Origin of the sequence: Legionella jordanis (genome assembly GCF_900637635.1) — a bacterium.
Taxonomy (GTDB): Bacteria; Pseudomonadota; Gammaproteobacteria; order Legionellales; family Legionellaceae; genus Tatlockia; species Tatlockia jordanis.
This window is the reverse complement of record NZ_LR134383.1, coordinates 36,788-60,076: the sequence shown is the minus strand read 5'-3', so window position 1 is coordinate 60,076 and position 23,289 is coordinate 36,788. Positions and strand designations below refer to the sequence as shown.

Sequence of the window (23,289 nt, the reverse complement as noted above, 5' to 3'; positions counted from 1 at the left end):
ATATGGCGAACCATCGCTCGCCATATTGAGTGAACGTGGATTAGAGCCAATACACAAAAATAAACAAAAATAACCAGACGACATCCACAAAGTGCCAATACCATGCCACGGCTTCGAAGGCAAAATGCCGCTCAGGAGTAAAATGACCACGGATGCAACGGATTAGTATGACGATTAACATGATAGTACCGATGGTCACATGCAAGCCGTGAAAACCCGTTAACATAAAAAAGGTAGTCCCATAAATACCGGCATCGAGAGTAAGATTCATGTCTGTATATGCTTCATGGTACTCATACGATTGGCATGCCAAGAAGGTTATACCCAAGAGAATGGTCAAGATCATAGATATGATCAATTGCTTACGCCTGTTTAGCTTCAGCGCCCAATGCGCCCAGGTGATGGTTGCGCCGGAGGTTAATAAAATTAAGGTATTCACCGCAGCAAGGCCCCAGGCCTTCATTCCTTCGGCAGCACCAACGAATACTTCATTATTAGGATTAATCAATAATGGCCACTGCGCTTTAAAATCATTCCAAAGAGTAATATGCGTGATAGGATGGATTTCGCCTCCTAGCTCCGGAACCGACACCAGTCGAGTAAAAAACAAAGCACCAAAAAAAGCGCCAAAAAAACACACTTCGGAAAAAATAAACCAAACCATTCCCCAGCGAAAAGAACGGTCGACTTGCAAGTCGTACAAACCTTTTTGATTCTCATAAATGACTTGGCCAAACCAGCCAAACATCATGATTGCAAGAATGGCCACACCTAATGTAAATAGATAAGGACCATACCAATCATGGTGCAGCCAGGAAGCAGCCCCAACCAGAGTCGTAGTCAAACCAATCGAACCCACTAATGGCCAGTGACTGGGTTTGGGTACATAATAAGTGCCATGTGCTCCCATTATTGATAATTCTCCTCTTCTTGCTCTTACTAAGCCTAATTAATTATTTTATCGCTTACATCAAAGAGTGTGTAAGACAAAGTAATGGTTCTAACACTCTCTGGCAAATCTGGATCAAGGTGAAACAACAGCGGCATGTCCATCGCTTCATGTCCGTTTAAAGTTTGTTGCGTAAAACAAAAACATTCCGTCTTCTTAAGGTATTTTGCCGCTATTCCGGGCGTTATACTCGGTATAGCTTGTACGGTCATTCGATGATCAGCCTTGTTCTCGGCATAAAACGCCAATTTGGCGATTTCACCCGGATGAACTTTAATCTTATGAGTCTTTGGGTAAAAAGCCCAAGGCAAGGAGCTGTTAAGCGTAGATACAAATTCCACAGTAATGACTCTGTCTTGAACAATTTTGGCATCAGGAGTACTGGCATTCGTTGTCTGGTAAATTTTGCCATTGATACCAAGCGCCTTGCACAAACTATTATAAATCGGCACCAGCGCGAAGCCAAAAGCAAACATGGCAATCGTGATCACCGCTAATGTGATAACTAATTTTTTATGACTTTTTTCAGCCATTATACCTCTCTTCTGAAAACTGCCATGTATAACCTCAACGATAATCCATCCGTGGTCATAAGACTACTGACCAATAGATGGATTTATCTTGCATTTATGCAATTCTGCCCGTTCTCGAAAATGACATCAATGGCCATTTGATGCCATACACAGCTAGTGAATTTCCGGTGGAATTGTAAAACTGTGATAAGGTGGTGGAGATGGCAAAGTCCATTCCAGACCACGAGCTCCCTCCCAAACCTGGGCATCAACTTTCTTACCGCCACGGATGGTTGCGATTATATTATACAGGAAGATCAGTTGTGACAGTCCAAAAATGAAAGCGCCGATCGAAACGATCATGTTAAAATTCGTGAATTGCAGGGCATAATCAGGGATTCGCCTTGGCATACCGGCTAATCCTAGGAAATGCATTGGGAAAAAGGTTAAATTCACTGAAATCACGGATAACCAAAAATGCCATTTGCCTAAGCGCTCATTGTACATGTGCCCGGTCCATTTAGGCAGCCAGTAATAGGTCCCAGCCATTAAAGCGAAAATAACTCCCGGCACCAGCACATAATGGAAATGTCCTACTACGAAATAGGTATCCTGATATTGATAATCTGCAGGAACCAAGGACAACATTAATCCGGTAAACCCACCAATAGTAAACAGAAATACAAAGGCGATGGCAAAAAGCATGGGTGTTTCAAAAGTCATTGCCCCTTTAAACATGGTGCTAACCCAGTTAAAGACCTTAACTCCAGTAGGCACCGCAATGAGCATGGTGGCATACATAAAGAAAAGTTCACCGGCTAAAGCTATGCCGGTGGTAAACATGTGGTGCGCCCAGACAATAAAAGATAAAAATGCAATGCTGGCGGTTGCATACACCATAAAATGGTAGCCGAACAATGGTTTTCTGCTAAACGTAGGTATCACTTCGGAAATGACGCCGAAAGCAGGCAGGACCAAAACATATACTTCAGGATGTCCAAAAAACCAGAACACGTGTTGAAACAAGATGGGGTCACCACCACCTGCTGCCTCGAAGAAGGAGGTGCCGAAATGCCTGTCTGCAAGCATCATGGTCACAGCCCCGGCTAAAACAGGCATGATGGAAATCAATAGAAATGCGGTAATTAACCAAGTCCATACGAACATAGGCATTTTCATTAACGTCATGCCTGGAGCACGCATGTTCAGAATAGTCGCAATGATGTTAATGGAACCCATAATTGATGAAATTCCGGCCATATGAATGGCAAAAATCATAAAATCCGTGCTTGGCGGAGCGTATTTAGTAGAAAGTGGCGCATACATTGTCCAGCCGAAGTTAGGTCCACCACCAGAATGAAACAATGTGGAGCCTAATAAAGCAAAAGCAAAGGGTAATAACCAAAAACTCCAGTTGTTTAATCTTGGTAGAGCCATATCCGGCGCACCAATCATTAATGGGATTTGCCAGTTGGCCATCCCTGTAAACGCAGGCATTACCACGCCAAAGAGCATAATGAGCCCATGCATGGTAGTCATTTGATTGAAGAAATTCGGATCGACAAAAACACGGCCAGGCTGGAGAAGCTCCAAACGGATGATTAAAGCCATGCCGCCAGCAACAAAAAAGCTGACCAAGGCCAGAATCATATATAGAGTACCGATATCTTTATGGTTTGTTGTAAATAACCAGCGTTTTACAAAACCAATGATGCCTTTACCCTGTTCTGGGCCATGTTCTTCGTGCTCTTGATCATGAGCTAATACTTGACTCATCGCAAACCTCCAGCTTGAGCTTTATTGACCATTGTCGGTTGTTGATTATTGCTTTGGCGTACTTGTGCAACATCAGCAGGTTGTACTGAATCATTGGTATTATTCCCCCATGCATTACGCTCGTACGTGGTGATGGCTGCAATTTCCTCATCAGTTAACTGATCTTTGAACGCTTGCATTGCTGTACCGGGGACGCCGTGCAATATGATGTTAATATGCCGTGAAATAGGGTTGCCCACTGCCACAGAGCTGCCTTTAAGCGGTGGATATAATGGCGGAAGTCCTTTACCATCTGCTCGATGGCAAGCGGCACAGAATTGTTCATATTTTTGTTTGCCCGTCATCATCAATTGATCACGGGTTAATTGCGCTTGAGCAGCAGGCTGAGCGGCATTCTCGGCGTATTGGTCACGGACTTTAGTCTGAGTTGCGACCCAGTTATTAAATTCATCTTCACTGACTGCCTTAACCACAATTGGCATGTATGCATGATTTAAACCACAAAGTTCAGCGCATTGGCCGCGATATATCCCTGGTTTTTCAATTCTTGCCCAAGCTTCATGCATAAATCCTGGCATGGCATCGCGCTTCACACCCAGTTCAGGCACCCACCAGGAGTGAATGACGTCATTGGAGGTTACCAAAAAGCGAATTTTTTTGTTCACTGGGACAACAACGGGGTTGTCAACTTCTAGCAAATACCATTGCCCCTTTGGTTTCTCATTATGAATTTGCTCGTATGGAGTGGATAAATTGCTAAAAAAACTGATCCCTTGATCCAGATATTGATATTGCCATTTCCACTGATAGCCAACCACTTTAATGGTTACATCCGAGTCACTACTGTCCTCAAGACGTATCAGTACCTTAGTAGCCGGAATGGCAAGGCCAATCAAGATTAAAAATGGAATGACAGACCACACAATCTCAAGGCGAGAATTATCATGGAAGCTCGCAGGAGCATAGCCTTTGGACTTACGGTGATGAATTAGGGAGTAAATCATGACGCCGAAAACGACAAGGCCAATGATGGCGCAAATCACCATTGCAATCATGTGCAAATCGTACATGTCTTTGCTTAAGGGCGTTACCCCTCTATACATATTCATTTGCCATTTATCTGCAGCGGCCATGACAGATTGATGTATACCCAATCCCACTATCGCAGCCAGCATTGCTCTAAGCTTCAACCCCTTTAGCATCCCCATATCACCTCTTTAAGTAGCTTTATCTCAAGGAATTTATTTGACGCGCGGCTAATTAGGCCGCGCCCATTATACCTTGCCTGTTCCCATCGTTGCTCTTACCACAATGAGTAATTACCCTCGGTTTTAGAGCGACTGACCATGTATTTGACCGCCTCAAGAATTTCCCCAGTGGTACACTCTTTACAGCCGCCATTTTTAGGATGGTAATCTCCTTTGACGGTATTCTCGACCAAAACATCTATATTTTTTGCAATCAGAGATTTCCAGGCGGCTTTATCTCCGAGTTTGGGCGCACCATCTTTGCCCTCGTTATGACACATGCTGCAGTTTTCCTCGTAAACTTCCTGGCCATTTGCAGGGTATTTAGCTGCTCCGCCAGTGGTCAAATCTTGCCATTGCGAACGAGACAAGGAAGCATTTAGGATATAATCCACTGCAGAAATAATGTCGTCATCAGAACAAGTCACACAAGCCCCTTTGACAGGCATGCTGTTATAGCCTCGGATAGCATGGCGATAAAGACCTGTTAGGCCATGCATTTTAAGGCGCATGTACCAGTTTGCACCATTGCCAATTATTGGCGCAGTCATTTCTCCCCTTTGATGACAAATGATGCAAGCTTTGACATACACTTGCTTGCCACGTTTCAAAGTGGGTTGGCTTTCTGAAGCAGGAACACCCAAAGGCTCGTCGCTAACCACTGTTTTTAAGTAGGTGGCAATGGCAAAACGATCCTCATCCGTCAAGTAGGACAAACTATTGTGGTTCACCTCAGCCATTGGACCAGAAACAGGCCCTGCGCGATTGATTAATTGTCCTTTGGCAAAAACATCTGCTACTTCATAGCGACTGGCAGAACGTAGACCATATTTGGTGATGTTCGGTGCCCAATAGCCATCAATAAAAGTTCCTGTTAAGTAGAAGCGATTCTTTGGGGCTCCAAAGATATTAAGTGGTGTGTGGCACATGCTGCAATGCCCCAGGCTGTCTACAATGTATTTTCCACGATTCCAAACAGGAGACCTCTCAGAATCGTAAGGCACAGAGTTATCATCCGGGAAGAAAAACAATAAGTTCCATCCCCACAGGGCAAAACGTGATCCGGGAACATTAAAAGGAAATGGTAAAGGTTTATTTTTTAGTTTGACTGGTGGAATGCTCATGAAGTAAGCATAAAGAGCTCGTGCGTCATCGTCAGTCATTTTTGCAAAATAAATATAAGGGAATACCGGGAAATAGTTTCTCCCTTGAGGATCCCTGCCTTCTTTTAAGGCACGAATAAAATCTTGTTCGGTCCAATTTCCAATACCTGTTTCTTTATCAGGGGTGATATTGGGACTGTAGAAAGTACCAAAGGGGGTTTCAATGGGCAGTCCGCCTGCATAAGCCGGTGTTCCTGCTTTGACATCAGTATGACAGGCGATGCAATCACCCATTTTTGCCAAATACTCTCCTCGTTGCACGAGTTCTGGTGAGAAGCCTTTTACAGCGCTCGTTGGCGGATAGGGAGGATAGTAGCCATCAATTAATGGTTCCATTGGCCTATTTCTATTATCCACCGGCTTCAGAATGGCTTGCGTATTATTATTTTGGGTGACTGCAGGTTGGGTCGCGGTCACACCTTGATTGGGATTAGCCGGTGCTCCCGTAGTGATGGTACTTCCCGTTGAGCTGCTATTGCCGGAAGCAGCAGTCCCTGCCTCCGGTTGCGTTGCCTGTGGCTGCCCAATACTGGTAGAAGCATCAGTGGTTGCATTGGGCGAAGTAGTAGGCTTATCAACCGCCGGTGTTGCTGTGGTTGTTTTCGAATCGGTCTTGATTGCTTTGCTATTTTTCTCTTGAGCTTTAGCCGTGGAATTCGTTTTGCCCTTAGTAGTCTTGGAGGTCGACGCCTGTTTAGAATTGTTGGTCGAAAGGTCTTTTCCACTGGTATGCCCACTGCTGGCAACAGCAACGCCGGATGGCAAAGCCAATATTATTAAAAAAGACACAACAAGTGCGTTTTTTGTCAACAAAGAGCCCACGCTCCCTCCTTTAAATTAATTACCTAAAGGTAAGACGGTCAGGAAAAAATAATTTGGCATTTTATACCCCTCGTGGGTCAACTGCAATGTTGATTGTTGCTGCAATGAATAAATAATGGAGTGATAATAGCGATAGAAATAAGGCAGAAGACAAATTAATGTACAAGATTACCTTTTAATCCTATTTTAAAAACTGCCGTGCGCCCTGTTTTATCGATTTAATAAACTGCTGATAGCGTTTAGCGGGTAATTGCCAGTAATGCCAATACAATGGCATTAACCAATGTTTATCCGGACAAATTTCTTGCAATTCGCCTGAACTTAATTCATCACTTATATCCAGGCTGGGAATCCAGCCGTAGCCGTAGCTTTGCAGGGCAAATTGCTTGTAAAGATGAACCGATGGCACTCTATGGAAGTGCCTGAGAGTGAAGGATTTATTAAAAAAATACTGAAAAAAATGCTGCGGTAAGCGATCTCGACTGTCAAAAATGATGACCGGGGCCCGTTGCAAATTCTCTTCCAAACCACGCTTGTTGTCAAAATAACGCTTCACAAACTGTGGGGAAGCTACCAATATGTAGGTCATGTGGCCCAGTAGATCGCATTCACAGCCCGGGAGTGGGCGATTATAAGTGCTAATGCAAGTAGAAACAGCCCCTTTACGGAAATGATCAATGGTCACATCCTGATCATCACTGATGATATCAATATTAATTTTTTCAAATAAATTTAAAGAGGGTAATAAACGCAAAAACCAGGTCTCTAAACTGTCACGGTTCAATGCTATGGAGAGCCTTGCCGGTAAATCATGCTGAATTTCCTGTAATAAATGTTCTTCCAGTAAACGGGTTCTGCGCAAAAGGCTTAATAATTTTTCACCAAGAGGCGTGGCTTGGTAGGGCAGCGTGCGAATGAGCAGGGGCTGGCCAAATTGGGACTCCAACTGCTTAATTCTTTGTGTCACCGCAGGCTGAGTGATAAATAGCTGCTTAGCCGCTGCTGCAAAACTTTGAGTTTGAATCACCGCATCCAATGCTTGTAAACCGCGCTGCTCAATCTTCATAAGTAAATTTTATCATTCATAAAAATTATTAATTTTAATTATAGTGAAGAATATAGGATAATTGCCATTCTTTTAATCATTTGCGATGAATCATGTTGGTATATTTCAATGGCTTATTCTTAGGGTTATCATTAATTACGGCTTTGGGCCCTCAAAACGTATTTTTAATCCGACAAGGCGCATTGGGCAAATACGCCATGCTTTCAGCAGTGGTTTGTTTTTTCTGTGATGTCATTTTGGTCAGTGGCAGCGTGGCAGGACTGCACAAAATTTTAGAGCTTCACCCCGTTTTTCAAGTGTGGATTACCTGGTTTGGCGTCGCTTTTCTTTCCTTTTATGGGACAAAAGCCTTGCAGCAGGCTTTTGCCAGGAATCCTGTTAAAAACAAAGCCGCCAAGGAGGCAACCAGCCGCTGGCAAATCATCGCCTTAGCATTGGGTTTTAGTCTCCTTAATCCCCATGCAATTATTGACAGCCTCGTAATAATTGGCGGGGGCAGCAGCCAATTTCCAGAGCATAAGCAAGCTTTTTTGTTTGGAGTCATCACCTCAAGCTTGTTCTGGTTTTCTGCCTTAACGCTGACAACCCGTTATTTTGCTAAAGCTCTGTCTCGACCCACAATTTGGCGAAATATTGAATTGGCAAGCGGTATGTTGATGTTTTTTTTAAGTTTTAAATTAGCTTGCACCCAGTTTTAATCGAGAAGCGCCGCCGTCAGAGTTACTGCATTTTTAAATAACCAGTAACCATGGCTGGCGCATACCGTTCTGCCACTCTCTGAGTACATCCTTTTAAATAGGCAATAGAGACAGCCATTAGGTCACCATTACCGCCTTCACCATAAACGCCAAACCAAATGTTTTTCACCTGCCGCCCAGCAGAGAATTCAGCACATTTTTCCTTAAACGTTTCACTGGGCTCAATTTCCCTATAAGAAAGCAGGTATGAGCTAAAATCTTCCTCAGACCATAAAGCTATTGTTTCAGGCTTAACGAAAGGCCCCAGCGTGAGAATAACTTCTTGGATTAATGGTACTCCTAATTTATACCACTTGTCTTTTTTAGTCATTGCCCAACTATAAGCCTCTATTAAATCCTTCAAGGCGGCCCAATAAGGCCTAAGAACTAAATCAGGATTAGCACTGCGGTGCCCCCATAAATAGGCCGCGTAAGAAAATCCAGCTATGGATAAAGTAGTGGAAGGTAACAACGGGATAAATGAAGAGCCTGCATAAAAGAATAAACCTACCCCTAGGGATGTTAGAATCTGATTATCAAATTCAAACAAATTTTGCTGTGCCTGCTTGAAACACTTCAAACGCTGTTCAAGAATTTGTAAATGATCTTTTGATTTATAGGCAAAATCCATCTTAGGTAACTGCTCTGGGGAAGATGGGGTAGAAAAATAATTAAAAAAACCAAATGGATTGGAAAACGCTCTAAACATACTTCACTCCATTGAAAAGCATTCAAGATTTTTTAACTGATTGTCAAAAAAATAGCAAGAGCAGGTTTTATTTACAAAGGATTAGATAAGAAAGGGCCAATCAGTGTGTCGCCAATTGACCCAGTGGAATGACACATAGCAAGTCCAACCTCGCAGCGCAAATATCTCATACAGCAAACGGACTGTCAATATTTTAACCTGAATGTGGTTGAGGTTAGTGCATTGTTTATCTTGCATAAGTTTGGACGCATTCCTATTTGTTGTTCTGCCATTCCTGCGCTAGACTGCATATGAATTTAGTAGTGTGGATTTTTTATGTTCTACGGTGACAATGTTCAAAATACAAGACAACTTTTTTTTACAAGCTGGGAGAAGCATCGGCAAAAGCAAGCTCTTTCGCCTCTTGAACAGCAAATTGTGGCTGTGATTATTGCCCACCCTGAATACCAAGCCTTACTAGAAGATCCACAGCAAAAAGATAAGATGTATTTTCCCGAAATGGGGCAAAGCAATCCTTATTTGCACATGGGGCTTCACCTTGCCATTCGGGATCAGGTGAGTACGGATAGGCCAGCAGGGATTATTAAAGTGTATCAGCAATTACTTCAACGATATGGCGATGAGCAAACGGTTGAGCACCTAATGATGGAGCATTTGGTTGAATGCCTGTGGCAGGCGCAAAGAAACCATTGCATGCCTGATGAACAAAAATACCTTGAAGATTTGGCCAAACTCGTTGGCTAAAGACATCCCTTAAGCCAAGTGTTTTTTCAATTGGGTATCGGACTGAGATGGGTTAGAATGAGTAACATCTCTACTCGCAGTTGCAGCAAATGAATGATAAAGAACAGCTGACGCATTTTGGCTTTGAGTCAGTAGCCTGGAATGACAAAGAAAAAAAAGTGGGTGCGGTTTTTAAATCCGTAGCCAAAAGTTATGATTTAATGAACAACATTATGTCATTCGGCATTCATCATCTTTGGAAACGCTTCACTGTGGAAGTGAGCCATGTCCGTCCGGGACAAACGGTATTAGATTTGGCAGGCGGCAGCGGCGACATAACCCGTTTACTCCGTAAAAAAGTGGGCGCAAATGGCCAGGTCATTCTGGCTGATATTAATGCTGCCATGTTGGAAGTTGGACGGGATCGCTTACTGGATGAAGGCTTACATGAAAACATTCATTTGGTTCAAGCCAATGCGCAATGTTTGCCTTTTGCCGATAACAGCTTTCATTGCATCACCATTGGATTTGGCTTAAGAAATGTAACCGACAAGGAGGAAGCCTTAAGATCCATGTATCGCGTTTGTAAACCTGGGGGCAAATTGATGGTTTTAGAGTTTTCGACCCCCAATTTTCCAGGTCTTAAACCTCTTTACGACTGGTATTCATTTAATATCTTACCCAAACTGGGCGAATTGTTCGCCCAAGATGCCGCGAGCTACCAGTATCTGGCCGAGTCCATTCGCATGCATCCTTCGCAAGAGAATTTAAAACGACTGATTGAAAGCGCGGGCTTTGAAGACTGCAGTTATTATAATTTGAGTGGGGGCATTGTTGCCTTACACATTGCTTATAAATATTGAGAATCTTATGATTAAGAAATATTCTTTAAAGGCCTTACAAAAAGCCATCAACCATGCCTTGATGCTGGATGAAAGCATGCCGGCTAAACTCACAGCATTGCAGGGCAAAGTGCTTGAAATCATCATCACCCCCCTGGCGACGAATTTTTTTATTCATTTTGACGAAGGTACAATGAAATTATTGGCCGACTATGATGGCCAACCCGACACCATTATCCACAGCAGCCCCATTGGCTTAATTCGCCTGAGTTTTTTGCCAGCCTCAAAAGCCCGCTCTTTGTTTAATGATAAAATGAGACTCTCTGGTGATCTCGAATTAGGGCAACAAGTAAAAAAGCTCTTTGATGAATTGGATATTGATTGGGAAGGCCATTTGGCTCATTTCACCGGGGATGTCGTTGCCCATCAAATTGGTTCATTGTTCCGTCATGGGCTTGCTTTTAGGAAGCAGGTCACCGAATCCATGCGCAGCAATCTTAGCGATTATCTCCATGAAGAGTTGGCTGCCTTTCCCAGCCGCGAGGAAATCGATGATTTTTTTGCGGATATTGACAAGCTGTCGCTCGATGTCGAGCGCTTACAAGCCCATGTGAACCAGTTGATGAAACATGAAATCAATTAAACAACTTATCCGTCTACTTCATATAAACACCATTTTAGCTCGCAACGGCTTAGATCAGGTCATTGTCAGCATTCGGTTATTTAGCCCTTTCCGCTTTATCGTCTATCTAAACCCCTGGAATTGGTTTCGCAAGGAAAAATTAACTCGGGGAGAGGCATTGAGAAAAAGCCTGGAAGAACTAGGACCTATTTTTATTAAATTTGGCCAGGCTCTTTCCACCCGCCCTGATATTTTGCCGCCCGATATTGCCCTTGAACTGTGCAAATTACAGGATGATGTACCACCTTTTGCCAGCGATAAGGCCTTGTCCATATTTGAATTGGCATTTGGACAATCTGCCTTTGAGGTATTTGCCGAATTTGACCCTATTCCTCTTGCATCAGCATCGATGGCTCAAGTTCATGCAGCCAAGTTAAAAACAGGTGAGGAAGTGGTGGTTAAGATTTTGCGCCCAAACATGCGTAAAATCATAGAACAAGATTTAAGCATCATGTACACCATTGCCAATTTAGCGGATCGCTACTGGGCTGAGAGCAAGCGCTTAAAGCCACGAGAAATTGTCCAGGAATTTGAGCATAACTTGCTCGACGAGCTCGATTTACAACGTGAAGCAGCCAATGCAGCCCAATTAAGAAGAAATTTCTGCAAGTCACCGCTGCTTTACATACCGGAAGTGTATTGGGATTACACTCGTGAAAATATTATGGTAATGGAGCGGATTCGCGGAATTCCTGTTGCTGATGTGGCTTCACTGAAAGAGCATGGGGTTGATATTAAGAAATTGGCTGAACGAGGGGTAGAAATATTCTTTACCCAAGTGTTTAGAGATTGTTTCTTCCATGCTGACATGCACCCGGGAAACATTTTTGTTTCCACATTAAGACCCCATGATCCGCAATACATTTGCATTGATTTTGGTATTATTGGCACCTTAAGTGACAGCGACAAACGGTATTTGGCTGAAAATTTGTACGCCTTTTTTAATCGCGATTATCGCCGCGTAGCCCAACTTCACGTTGAATCGGGATGGGTTGCCCGTGACACCCGAGTTGAGGAATTTGAGAGCGCCATTCGCACGGTGTGCGAACCCATTTTTGAAAAACCTTTAAAGGATATTTCTTTCGCCCAAGTGGTACTCCGTTTGTTTCAGGTGGCCAGACGCTTTAACATGCAGGTGCAACCGCAATTGGTTCTGCTGCAAAAAACTTTGCTGGCCATCGAAGGTTTGGGTCGCCAGCTTTATCCTGAACTGGATCTTTGGGCTACGGCAAAACCTTTTCTTGAAAAATGGTTGAAAGAGCAAATGGGCCCGCGGGCATTTTTAAGGCAATTACGAGAAAATCTTCCTTTCCTTTCCGAGCAACTGCCTCACATGCCGCGTTTATTAAATGATGTGTTGCAACTGACAAAAGAGCAGAAGATCAGAGCCCTTGTACGTGAAAATGAGCAGCTGATTGACTATAAACCCAAATGGTATCGAGTGCTTGGAGCAAGTACCTTTGCCAGCCTCATTACTGCAGGTTTTCTTGATATCTTGAACCAAGATAAAATAGCAGCCGTAGTCATTTCCGTAGCTGTTGTTACCGCTGCATTAACATTCTTTAACTGGACTAACAGGAGTTAACATGGGATTAAGTGGAATCAGTCCAATGTCTTTACTGCTAATCTTATTGATTGTTCTTGCCCTTTTTGGCACCAACAAGTTAAAAAATATTGGTTCTGACTTGGGGGCAGCCATAAAAAATTTCAGGCGCGCCATGAATGAAGACGACGATAAAAAATCATGAGCAGCGCTGAACTGTTGATCATTATTTTGGTGGCCATCATTGTGTTTGGTCCCAATAAATTGCCGATGTTGGCGGAACATTTGGGCAAATTGTATAAACAGTTCTTGCACTTGAAAGAGCAAGCGATGGCTTTTTGGCAGGCGCGATGGAATGAACAGCAGTTGCGGGAAAATCTTAAAAAAGCAGAACAAGCGGACGCCTGCTATCAGCAGCCTAACTCAAGGAAGCTTGAGTCATCAAGTGAGTTGCAAGCTGACTGTCAAGAAGATAAGGAGCCTGAGCGGCGAGATGCCAATTAAAAAGGACAATGAGCCAGCACCTAGTAAGCCTTTATTCCCCATCAGGAACCTTTCATTGCTGTACCAATCGCATTATCTGCTTGCTCGCCTTCATCCGTGGTGGACGTTTTTAAGGCAGATTGAATTCTCGTTGCTTTTTGTGATTCATAGGGCTTGAAGAAGCTAAATTGACTGCTGATTGAAAGTCCAAACGTTTTTTCAAACGCTGAATTGATTACATCAATAATTAAGTTAAAAGCACGCTCATAACCGCTTTCAGGAGGAAATATTTCGCGTGCAAGGTTGCTGAGCTTGTCTTGCTTTTCCTCTATTCTCTGGTTCCCAAGCAAAACTTCAAATGTTCCTCGACGGAATTTATAAAAACCTTGTTTCTCTATGTCATCCTTAAACAATGAGACATCAAAAGAATTGAATTTATCCATGATTTTGGCAAGCTGGGCAAAATCATGTCTCTCTGAGGCTTTTTCCAATGTCTCAATTTTTTTATGATGTTCATGGCGGCTGAAGCTGTCTGCTAGTACTCCCGTTGTTAAAGCCAATTTCCTCTCAGCGAGCTTGATTTGCGCATCATCGCCAAGTCTTTGAGCCTCAGCAAGCGCCTTCTGATCCTTAAGGTATTCACAGGCCAATTGGTTTTGCAATGTCTCTGGAAAATACATTTGCCTTAAGAAAGAATTAACGGCATTAGCATTAGCTGGAGTAACTTGGCCAATCATCTTTGCCAAAGCTTCATTTTCCCTGCAGTACAATAGAAACCAATGGGAAGCCACTCTTAATTCCTTACGCTCCCCTTCCATACCTTTGCTGCGCACCAATGTTTCATGTTCTGCATGCCACAGGTTGGCCAATCCATCAATTAGCTGATTATCATAGTCTTTAATACCTTCAAGCAAGAAATTTAACTCTTGTGAATTCAGCGCACCCTTTCTCAGGCTTTCCATTTCTGAATTATTTTTACACAAAAGATAAACTACTTCGCATTGTTTGACGTTTTTAGCTAATCCATCCAGCATTTGTCCGGTTAAGGCAATCCCGTTTTTATCCAATTCAACAATGGCATCCATAAAATAAGGACGATCCAGGTTTTCTTGACTGATGAACTCGCGAAACACTTCGTTGTTGAGTGTTCCAAGAACAGCATTGATGACATTTGGCTTATCCAGATAGCGATGTGGCTCATTGATGCCGAGCGTATGCATGGCGGTGAGGAAATTTATTTTTTGCAGAAATTCCAGGGGCGCGTCGCTTCCGACAGCAAAATCTTTCAAGGCGACCAATGCTTTTAAATTGAAGGCTGCAAGATTATCCTGATGATTAAGAAACTTGATGATTGATTGAGATGAAGCATAGAGGGAGAGGACGTTTAATAATTGCTTGCCTTTATTACTTCCCATGCGGTTTAATTTATCTTGTAACAATTCTAAATTTAAATTCCTGTGATTGTCTTCAACCGTAATGATTTCCCTGGCAAGCTTATGCAAGGTGATAATGTCCTGAACCTCTGCCGCCTGGGCTTGAAAATCTTGCAATTCATTTTTTACCTTCGTGCATTCCTGATTAAGTGTTTGAAGATCAGCCTGGGCATTAAAAGCTCCCCTTTGCAAAATGGCCTGGCCAGATAAGTCTGCATAGTGCGCCCTTTCCAATTCGGTTATTTTATCGGCATCAATCTCGTTAAATGATTCCAAACCAGTCATCAGTTGATTGGCGCGTTCTACACAGGTGGCTACCAGGCCTTCAATTTTTTGTCTTACGATGGCTTCAGCTTGCTCCAGTTTGGCTTCCAATTTCTCAACAGCCTGCAATCGGTCTTCATTAAACTTAATCCTCTCCTCAATTGTTCTTGTGACCGTTTGAGGAATAGCAAGCGCTTCAAAACCAGCATAAATACCATTTAAATCAGCCGGTATAACAAATTGTTGTTCTTGCACAAGATGAGCTAAGGCAGAAACAGTATCTTTGTCCTGCAAAATACGTTTTTCAACAACGTGCTCTTGATCAAGCATTTCACGACATTTGGCTTGCAGAACTTTTAACTCCTTAGCTGCAAATTTTTCCAAATCGGCATTTATTTTTGTCAAGGCTACTAATTTTTGCTGTTGAGACAGTAAAACTTCTCCTTCCTGCTCTTCCGAAATAACCTCGGCATAACGGGATTCAATTTCCAAAAGTTTTGTGCTGGTAAAACCATCCAACTGCTCTTGGATAAATGCAGATCTCCGTTTGTAGAGGGCAATTTGTTTTTTAATTTCTTCTCTGCTGGCTCGTATTTCCGCCTCTTCGGTAAATTTGGCTTGCTCAAACCTGCTATCTAATCGTTCTTGTAATTGTCTTAATGCTTCTGTGTCATCCTGGCACTGTTTGCTTGCCAGTTGCAGCTCCTGAAACAAATTATATTTTTCCTTCCTGGAGAAAATAGAATCGGGTTTTCTTCCCTTCAGATAACCTTTTGGCATGGCTAAAAGTTGTGCATTTAAGTCACTCACCAATGCTTTTACCGTTGGATCCCGATTAAGAACTTTAGCAATTTCAAGTTTATTTTTGGCTTCCTGGATTGCCCTTTCACGAGCATTTAGCGCTTCTTCATAGTTGGCTCTGGCATCCACAACAACATTAAACCGGTTTAATACGTCGTTGCTTTTTAATTTACTTGCAAAGCCTTCCAAAACTACAGTAGCCGTTTTGTACTCTTCATCCCCTTGAGCATGGGCTAATACGTCTTCTATATCTTTCAACAGATCCTGAAATTTTATGAGGACAGCAGGAAATTCCTCTGAGTGTTTTTGCAGGAAATCATCTTGCAAATAAAATTCATCAAGACGCGAAGGAATGGCTTGTGATATTGCCCTGACTTGCTGATTGTATTTTTCTTTGTAAGTAATCACATGTTTTTCGCTAGTCCGCATAAATTCGCTTAATCTTTGATTTAGCTGTGCAAGACCCGTTCTGACGGCAATAAATTGAGTAAATAGTTTTTCGCTTTCTGTTTCGATTATTTGACCCATTTCATCCAGTTGATATTCCGCCCTAAAATGAATTTCGGGGGCCTGTTCTGGCAATTTGGCAAGTGCTAGTTCAAGCTGATTTAGTCTTTCGCGCATCTTCTCCAAACGGTCAAAGTTGACCACGTTTTTCCTTAAGCCATTTTCAATTTCTTCTTCGTATCTCTTTTCAAACTGCTCGAGTCGAGTCCTTAAAGCTTTTGCTTGTACTTCAAGTTGCTCTCTTTTGATAGTCATAATGCGCCTGCCTCATGACCTGTTAAAGGGGTGGCTTCCTTCCCCTTTTTCGCTTCCTGCGTCTTTAGCAGATCATAAATGTAATCATCTTGTTATTAATATATACAATCAACATTAAGTGATTCTTAAAAAGACAGACGTATAACAAAATTTACAGAAAATTAACTCTATTTTGCCTTTAAATTTGCAAAAAAAAATGAAAGACTGCCCATAAAATGGGCTTTAGCTGAGCCTGCAGGGTAAATTTTGGGAAAGTTCTTGATTAATTAGCCAAATCTTGCTTCTGGCCGATGACAGTAAGGGGCTTTCTTGTGCTTTTCATAATAACTTTGATGGTAGCCTTCAGCAGGCCAAAAGGGCTGTACTTCTAACAAACGCGTGACAACATTGTAGCCACGGGCGCGCAGGATTCGAATAAGGTCTTCGGCTTCCTGATGTTGTTCATCATCATAATAAAACACAGCGCTTTTATACTGATGTCCTATATCTGGCCCCTGTCCGGTGCGCTGAGTCGGATCATGGATTTCAAAAAATCGCTTAAGGACGCTGCGATAATCAATTTTAGTTTTATCAAAAACCACTCTTGCTACTTCATAATGACCGGTGTTGCCTTGGCAAACTTGTTCATAACTGGGTTCAGCCACGAGCCCCCCGGAATACCCCACTTCAACCTTCAAAACACCAGGAAGTTGTCGCAAGAAATAATCAATGCCCCAAAAGCACCCGCCGGCGACAATGGCTTCTTCGCTATCCATCACAGCGACATCCGGAACAAAATCAATTGAAGCAGAATTCACGCAATGACGCAGATTATTGTGAGTGAAATGTTCCCCTACGAACACATGGCCCAAGTGAGCCTTACAACGGCCGCAGACAATCTCAGTCCGCTGCCCATCTGCGTCAGGGCGCTGCTCCACTGCCCGGGTAATGTTGTCATCGAAACTGGGCCAACCGCAGCCAGAGTGAAATTGATTGTTTGCGCGAAACAGAGCCAATCCACATCGGCGACAAAGGTAAGTCCCGGTTTCAGCCACTTCATTGTATTCGCCGGTAAAAGGATATTCGGTTGCTTTATGGCAAATGATGCGTTTGGCGGCTGGAGTCAAACTGTTTACTTTATCAAGGTAAGGTTCCATGGTTTCTCCTTACATGCTAGGTTCCTGGCCGCCCACTATCATTTATTTAACCCGATTACAGATTCTGTCGGCCATATAACCAATCGCACCTGCATAGTATATAGAGTTATTGTAACGCAAAATCATCTTATAGTTAGGGAAAGCCAAAAATACCGGGCCACCATTAGGTTGGACAATACTGGCAGTCAACTCAGGATAAGGGAGGCTATCTCCGTTTACAGTCCGAACACCCAAAGCATTCCATTCACTGACTGGTTTCGTAATGGACTTACCCTGTAGATTCATATCAAACTTGGGCGGTAACTTTACCTCAATTGCCCAGGGTTGGTTGGCTTGCCAGCCATTCTTTTTCATGTAGTTCGCTATGGAAGCAAATACGTCCGTTTTTGACCCCCATATGTCTTTTCGGCCATCACCATCATAATCTACGGCATATTCTACCCAGCTTGAGGGTAAGAACTGCGGTTGCCCTGAAGCACCCGCCCACTCCCCTTTAAAGCGCTCCAAAGGGACATGACCTTCATTTAGAATGCGTAAGCCCAGGAATAATTGCTTGCGGAAAAAATCGCGGCGGTTGGAATCATAAGCCAAAGTTGCTAATGATTTTATGACTGGGAAATTACCCATGTAGGTGCCATAGCTGCTTTCCATACCCCAAAAAGAAACAATAAAACAAGGGTCAACCCCAAAATGCTGTCCAACATCCTCAAGAATCTCTTTATTCTTGGCGTAATTTTTCCGCCCCATCACGATGCGGTAGTTATCAGCGCGAGAATGCAAGTATTTGTTAAATGTCAACCGATGCTCTGGCTGCGAACGTGCCAGGCCTTTAACCTGTCGACTGGGTTCGTGAATATCGGCAAATGCAGCATCAAAAACTGTTGGCGAAATCCCCTGCTCAAGAGCTTCTTTTCTAACCTCAGCCACCCAGCTGTTCCAGCTCTGTTGATTTGCCAGAACAAATTGCGGCAATAAAACCATCATCACGAATACCTTAACCAAGTGTTTTTTCATGAGCCACCTCTTAATTGAAAGTCGCAGGCATTAATTCTCTGAATTAACATGCTTCTTTTTGCCTTTGAAGTTAAAAATAAATTGCAAGAAGCAGGAAACGTGCCTTCATAATAACTTGAAATCCAATAAAAGACGAACTACTGAATTCCATAGTGAATGGTTAATGGTCTTTCTTATTCGGCTCAAGGATTAAGATGTTTAAGTCTTCTGTGGGAAGAAAGTTCGTTTTATTTATCTCAAACGTGGTGGGACTGCTCCTTCGTACATTTTGACCACAAAAACTGAGCAGATTATTGCTGTCGCCTTTGTCAATCACCAGATGGAATTGTCCAATAGGTTTGGCCCAATTCGCTCCCGTTTTTAAGATATAGGCGATGCGGTTTTCACTGTAACCGGGCATGCCATCTTCCACATGCTGAGCTACAGTTTTTTGCAAATGTTCATCAATGCAGTATTTTTTTAGGAAAGTTTGATACCAACTTTGCTGAGCGGCATAAGGTGCAGCAATGCTGGTTCCGGCTGAAAACCCAACGACTGGTTGGTACTCATGCTCTATTACCATTTCCTGCTTTGCAGGAAAACGCTGGTGCCAACTATAGGTGGCTTTTAGTGTCCAGGCAGGCTGCGGTACTTTCATCATGCCTTTACCAGCATCGTATTCATCTATCCAAATGAGGCCGAGCTTCTCAAGTTTCGGCCAGTCCTTTTTGGGAATTCGGCTTAAATAACTGGAGGTTTTGCTGTAAGCCGGCGAAAGAGGAATGTGATAGCTATTTAATAAAGCCGTCTGATCTAATCCATTGGCGATGGCTTTTTGCTCCACATCCATGCTGATTTCTTGACCATTAACCCTGCTATGAAAATTAAAGGGATTTGCCGGGTTGTCCACCGGAAAAATTGAAAACGGTTTATCATAACGATAACTTTCTATATCAGGCAAAGGAAAGGCAATTAAGAGATCCTGGTCTTTGTTAGCATTATTAAAGAATACATAGCGGACTGAGATTTTCTTGGCCGAGATATACAAATCTTCAGACCGCAATTCAATGTCCGGGTTTTTCACAAACCTTAATCCACCGGCGGCCAACTCAGCGGAAGAATCATTTGCAAAACAAAATTTCATAAAACAGCAAGCCGACAATAAAAAACCAATTTTTAAGAAGGGTATTCTCATTATAATTCTGCCTTTATAAAGTTTGGCCAATCGTCGTCATGGCCAGCAAGGGTCGTAAATTCAATGCATTTACCTCAGACAATCAACACATGCTGCGAAGGCTTCTCTTAGCATTTTAACCCAAGGAAAGCCTTGTTCATGATGAACGTTCATAGACTGTATTGCAATTGTTTCAAGGGGATGTGCTAAAGTAAAATTTATCATTCTAAAAAGGATCAAGATGAGTCTTACTTCTTTAATAACTGAGTTTTTTTCTTCTAAAGCCTATGCCGTAGTCGGGGCTTCCAGCAACCGGCATAAGTTTGGCAATAAAGTATTACGCTGTTATCTTCAGCATCACAAAACGGTTTATCCGGTTAACCCTCACGAGTCCATGATTGAAAGCTTAACTGCCGTTAAATCCATTGCCGACTTACCTGAAGAAGTTAACAGCATCTCCATCATCACCCCTCCTAAAATTACAGAACAGATTGTCAATGAAGCCATTCAAAAAGGCATTAAAAATATTTGGATGCAACCTGGGGCCGAAAGCCAATTGGCAGTGAAACAGTGTTTGGCGCAAGGAATTAATGTCATTTATGGTGGACCTTGCCTATTGGTTGAACTTGGATTTAAAGACATTTGATTTCATCTTAAATTCCCTAGCATACAAAGTGCTGCAAACTGCACATTCGCCGCTAATAGGAGCGGTCAATTAGTTTTTTTGAGGCTATTTGAACCAAGATTTTGGAGTAAGAGAGGGTTGTCCTGGGCTCGTTCCTTCCAAGCTTCCATGGCAGCCTCTGTTAAAAACATGACTTCGCCGTCAATAATTTTTTCCCCGTGAAAATATAATCTTTCAAAAATATCTTCTTTTAACGGCGTAAATCCTAACTTGAAATAAAATTCTCCAGATTTATTTGCAGAGAACAGCGCAACCCGCCCCTCTCACTCTGAAGTCAAACTGTATTCAACAATAGCCTGGACAAGCACTGTTCCCAAAGAATAGGCTCCTCGCTTCTTAGACTCAATGGCATCGATAACAATAAAAGACAGGTCCTTATAGGCCGCCTCCAAATGAGGAGATTGTTTGTTATAAGCAAAACGGGCATATGCCACTACATCCTGGCTTTCTTGATCGACCAACACTAAAAGTTCACTTTTTAATTCAGGGACGGAAACATGATATAAATTTAATGCAAGAGAGCCTGCATTTACATGCGTCTTCGGCTTTACTTTCAACTCGCAGACTTTGCCGTAGTTAAAGCCGCTGAGACTCACCATTTCGGAATAAGAACTAAATACATTGAATAAATTCTCGCTCAATGAATCTTTAATTTCGGCTATCACAATGTTGTGTGTCTGTTCTTCTTCTGGTTGACTAAAAGAAATAATTTCAGGCAGCTTTTTTATTTGTTGGGCCGAATCGGCTTCTACCTCATTCCAAAACCCTCTGGAAACTCTTTCGTATTGGTACATTAATCGCCTGCTCTCTTTCAGAACCTGCATATGAACAATTATAGAGCCATACGTCCATAATAAAAGCAATATACTGCCTCAAGCAAACGTTATCTCATTGGGATTGAACCAATACAATTTAATAATAAGTACTTTTGTACTATGGTATAAATATCTAAGGAAAATGCACATGGATAGCAGCTATGGCCGAAAGCAGGAAGATAAGCCCAATTGTGGAAGCAACCATTATGTCCCAGCTTGGGCCTGTCGTTCGCCAAGGGGGTTTAAGGGACTAAATACGCCAATTACTTCCGAAGAATTGGATGAGTTTTTTGAATTACTGGATAAATCCTATCAAGCTACAATCGCTCGTTTTACTGCAGGGATTAGTCCTGCCGCCTTGGCCACCGCAACATTTTCCTGGCTTTCACAATTGTCTCTCTGCCCAGGGCGCATGCTTGAATTAGCGCTTTATCCATTGTTTCATTCTCAAGATTGTACCAATAAAATTCTTTGTCATGAACGACCTGGAGAAGGTAGAGACGTTCGATTTCACACAAACAGTTGGCAAACCTGGCCATGGGAAATTTATGCAGAGAATTTTCTCCAATTTGAAGATTGGTGGCGCCGAGCAACCACCGATATTCCTGGAGTACCTGCTCATGTAGAAAGAACTGTGTCATTTTGTGCTCGCCAGATCATTGACGCCCTATCGCCTTCCAATTTTGTGCTGACCAATCCGGATCTATTCCGCCAAACCATCAATACCTATGGTTTGAATTTATTTCACGGGACAAAACTTGGCATACAAGACAGGCTGGAACGGATTTTTGGCATTCCACCGGAAGGAGTTGAGAATTTTATACCTGGAAAGCACGTAGCCATTACCCCCGGTAAAGTCGTTTATCGCAATCATTTAATTGAATTGCTGCAATATGAACCTCAAACCACATCAGTTTATAAAGAACCCATTTTAATTTTTCCAGCCTGGATCATGAAATACTACATACTGGATTTGTCCCCTCATAATTCATTAGTCAGATGGCTTGTTTCCAAAGGGCATACTGTTTTTATCATTTCCTGGCGAAACCCCAAAAACAAAGATAGAGATTTGGGGCTTGACGACTACCACCGTAAAGGAGCCATGGCAGCCATTGATGCTGTATCAAAAATCATACCCAAAACCAAAATACATTTAATGGGTTATTGCCTCGGTGGTACATTGGCTTTAATTTCATCAGCAGCCATGGCCAGGGATAACGACGATCGTCTTAAGACCATTACACTCTTAGCGGCTCAGGGGGATTTTAGTGAAGCAGGCGAATTAATGTTGTTTATTACTGAAAGTGAAGTCGCATTTTTAAAAAACATGATGTGGGAAAAGGGCTATTTGGACACCAAACAAATGGCCGGTTCTTTCCAAATGCTTCGCTCATACGATCTAATCTGGTCTAAAATGATTCACGATTACATGAGTGGAGCACAACGCGGCATGATTGACTTACTGGCCTGGAACTCCGATGCCACCCGTATGCCTTATAAAATGCACAGTGAATATTTAGAACAACTGTTTTTAAATAATGACTTTGCTGCGGGCCGTTTTGCCATCGAAGGCAAGCCCATCGTGATAGAAAACATTCATCTGCCCACTTTTTGTGTCAGTACAGAAAAAGACCATGTTGCTCCCTGGCGTTCAGTCTATAAAATTCACTTGATGATGAACAATAATATAACTTTTGTTTTAACTGCTGGCGGACATAATGCTGGTATAGTCAGTGAACCTGGTCATAAGGGCCGTGCCTACCGCATCCGCGAAAGGAAAAAAGATGAAACCTTTATCGATGCTGATCAATGGCTTGAATCGGCCCAGCAAAAAAAAGGTTCCTGGTGGATAGCCTGGCACAAATGGCTGGTCAATAACTCTTCAAAAAACAAAGTTCGAGCAAGGACACTGGACGCTTCTTTGCCCAATGCTCCTGGCTCCTATGTGTTACAGAAATGACCAAGGGCTAAA

The 23,289-nt window shown here is 42.7% G+C and carries 21 protein-coding genes; 9 read left to right on the top strand and 12 right to left on the bottom strand.

Translation table 11 applies throughout. The features are described from left to right. Nucleotides 1-40 precede the first annotated feature (40 nt). From EL203_RS00275 to EL203_RS00250, 6 genes are all read right to left on the bottom strand, one after another. Nucleotides 41-910: a cytochrome c oxidase subunit 3 gene (locus EL203_RS00275; RefSeq protein WP_058471543.1), complete on the bottom strand. Its 870-nt coding sequence runs from the start codon at nt 908-910 to the stop codon at nt 41-43. Nucleotides 911-945: 35 nt separating this feature from the next. Continuing rightward, nucleotides 946-1,482 carry a cytochrome c oxidase assembly protein gene (locus EL203_RS00270; protein WP_058471544.1) on the bottom strand — a complete coding sequence of 179 codons (537 nt, stop codon included), beginning with the start codon at nt 1,480-1,482 and terminating at the stop codon, nt 946-948. Nucleotides 1,483-1,635: 153 nt separating this feature from the next. Further along, nucleotides 1,636-3,237, bottom strand: a complete 1,602-nt coding sequence (ctaD, locus tag EL203_RS00265) for a cytochrome c oxidase subunit I (protein WP_058471545.1) — start codon at nt 3,235-3,237, stop codon at nt 1,636-1,638. Continuing rightward, nucleotides 3,234-4,439: a cytochrome c oxidase subunit II gene (gene coxB, locus EL203_RS00260; RefSeq protein ID WP_058472235.1), complete on the bottom strand. Its 1,206-nt coding sequence runs from the start codon at nt 4,437-4,439 to the stop codon at nt 3,234-3,236. Before coxB ends, ctaD begins: the two co-directional genes overlap by 4 nt. Nucleotides 4,440-4,540: 101 nt before the next feature. Further along, nucleotides 4,541-5,983 (bottom strand): c-type cytochrome, encoded by a 1,443-nt coding sequence (locus EL203_RS00255; protein WP_058472236.1) that lies wholly within the window; start codon nt 5,981-5,983, stop codon nt 4,541-4,543. Between the two features lie 667 nt (nt 5,984-6,650). Further along, nucleotides 6,651-7,535, bottom strand: a complete 885-nt coding sequence (locus EL203_RS00250) for an ArgP/LysG family DNA-binding transcriptional regulator (protein ID WP_058471546.1) — start codon at nt 7,533-7,535, stop codon at nt 6,651-6,653. A 92-nt stretch (nt 7,536-7,627) separates the two neighbouring features. Between EL203_RS00250 and EL203_RS00245 the strand changes: the two genes are divergently transcribed. After that, on the top strand, nt 7,628-8,233 hold the full coding sequence (locus tag EL203_RS00245; RefSeq protein ID WP_058471547.1) for a LysE/ArgO family amino acid transporter: 606 nt from the start codon (nt 7,628-7,630) through the stop codon (nt 8,231-8,233). Nucleotides 8,234-8,255: 22 nt separating this feature from the next. Here the strand turns inward: EL203_RS00245 and EL203_RS00240 are convergent, their stop codons facing one another. After that, the gene (locus EL203_RS00240; protein WP_058471548.1) at nt 8,256-8,981 is read right to left on the bottom strand and encodes a hypothetical protein; all 726 of its coding nucleotides are present in this window, start codon (nt 8,979-8,981) and stop codon (nt 8,256-8,258) included. Between the two features lie 315 nt (nt 8,982-9,296). Here EL203_RS00240 and EL203_RS00235 point away from each other — a divergent pair, with 315 nt between their 5' ends. The 6 genes from EL203_RS00235 to EL203_RS00210 all read left to right on the top strand — a co-directional run bounded on the left by EL203_RS00235 (nt 9,297) and on the right by EL203_RS00210 (nt 13,275). Beyond that, entirely contained in the window at nt 9,297-9,725 is a 429-nt protein-coding gene (locus EL203_RS00235; RefSeq protein ID WP_058471549.1) for a DUF1841 family protein, read from the top strand. An 89-nt stretch (nt 9,726-9,814) separates the two neighbouring features. Continuing rightward, nucleotides 9,815-10,567, top strand: coding sequence for a bifunctional demethylmenaquinone methyltransferase/2-methoxy-6-polyprenyl-1,4-benzoquinol methylase UbiE (gene ubiE, locus EL203_RS00230; protein WP_058471550.1), 753 nt, complete (start codon nt 9,815-9,817; stop codon nt 10,565-10,567). A 7-nt stretch (nt 10,568-10,574) separates the two neighbouring features. Beyond that, nucleotides 10,575-11,189 (top strand): ubiquinone biosynthesis accessory factor UbiJ, encoded by a 615-nt coding sequence (locus EL203_RS00225; RefSeq protein ID WP_058471551.1) that lies wholly within the window; start codon nt 10,575-10,577, stop codon nt 11,187-11,189. Continuing rightward, complete coding sequence (gene ubiB, locus EL203_RS00220) at nt 11,176-12,813, top strand: ubiquinone biosynthesis regulatory protein kinase UbiB (protein WP_058471552.1); 1,638 nt, start codon at nt 11,176-11,178, stop codon at nt 12,811-12,813. The genes EL203_RS00225 and ubiB overlap by 14 nt, the downstream gene beginning before the upstream one ends. 1 nt (nt 12,814) lies before the next feature. Continuing rightward, complete coding sequence (gene tatA / locus EL203_RS00215; RefSeq protein ID WP_058471553.1) at nt 12,815-12,976, top strand: twin-arginine translocase TatA/TatE family subunit; 162 nt, start codon at nt 12,815-12,817, stop codon at nt 12,974-12,976. Beyond that, complete coding sequence (locus EL203_RS00210) at nt 12,973-13,275, top strand: twin-arginine translocase TatA/TatE family subunit (RefSeq protein WP_064108357.1); 303 nt, start codon at nt 12,973-12,975, stop codon at nt 13,273-13,275. Before tatA ends, EL203_RS00210 begins: the two co-directional genes overlap by 4 nt. Before the next feature lie 41 nt (nt 13,276-13,316). Here EL203_RS00210 and EL203_RS00205 read toward each other — a convergent pair whose 3' ends face one another. The 4 genes from EL203_RS00205 to EL203_RS00190 all read right to left on the bottom strand — a co-directional run bounded on the left by EL203_RS00205 (nt 13,317) and on the right by EL203_RS00190 (nt 19,838). After that, on the bottom strand, nt 13,317-16,514 hold the full coding sequence (locus EL203_RS00205) for a hypothetical protein (RefSeq protein ID WP_058471554.1): 3,198 nt from the start codon (nt 16,512-16,514) through the stop codon (nt 13,317-13,319). 266 nt (nt 16,515-16,780) lie between these two features. After that, nucleotides 16,781-17,650, bottom strand: coding sequence for a bifunctional methionine sulfoxide reductase B/A protein (locus EL203_RS00200; protein WP_058471555.1), 870 nt, complete (start codon nt 17,648-17,650; stop codon nt 16,781-16,783). Between the two features lie 42 nt (nt 17,651-17,692). Continuing rightward, nucleotides 17,693-18,634: a lytic murein transglycosylase gene (locus EL203_RS00195; protein WP_162262761.1), complete on the bottom strand. Its 942-nt coding sequence runs from the start codon at nt 18,632-18,634 to the stop codon at nt 17,693-17,695. A gap of 190 nt (nt 18,635-18,824) precedes the next feature. Continuing rightward, nucleotides 18,825-19,838 carry a DUF4424 family protein gene (locus EL203_RS00190; protein WP_058471557.1) on the bottom strand — a complete coding sequence of 338 codons (1,014 nt, stop codon included), beginning with the start codon at nt 19,836-19,838 and terminating at the stop codon, nt 18,825-18,827. A 220-nt stretch (nt 19,839-20,058) separates the two neighbouring features. Between EL203_RS00190 and EL203_RS00185 the strand changes: the two genes are divergently transcribed. Continuing rightward, a complete protein-coding gene (locus EL203_RS00185; RefSeq protein ID WP_058471558.1) occupies nt 20,059-20,463 on the top strand; it encodes a CoA-binding protein in 405 nt (134 codons plus the stop codon). 302 nt (nt 20,464-20,765) lie between these two features. Here the strand turns inward: EL203_RS00185 and EL203_RS00180 are convergent, their stop codons facing one another. Beyond that, complete coding sequence (locus EL203_RS00180; protein WP_058471559.1) at nt 20,766-21,296, bottom strand: hypothetical protein; 531 nt, start codon at nt 21,294-21,296, stop codon at nt 20,766-20,768. A 169-nt stretch (nt 21,297-21,465) separates the two neighbouring features. Here EL203_RS00180 and EL203_RS00175 point away from each other — a divergent pair, with 169 nt between their 5' ends. Beyond that, nucleotides 21,466-23,277 (top strand): PHA/PHB synthase family protein, encoded by a 1,812-nt coding sequence (locus tag EL203_RS00175; protein WP_126320069.1) that lies wholly within the window; start codon nt 21,466-21,468, stop codon nt 23,275-23,277. Nucleotides 23,278-23,289: the final 12 nt, after the last annotated feature.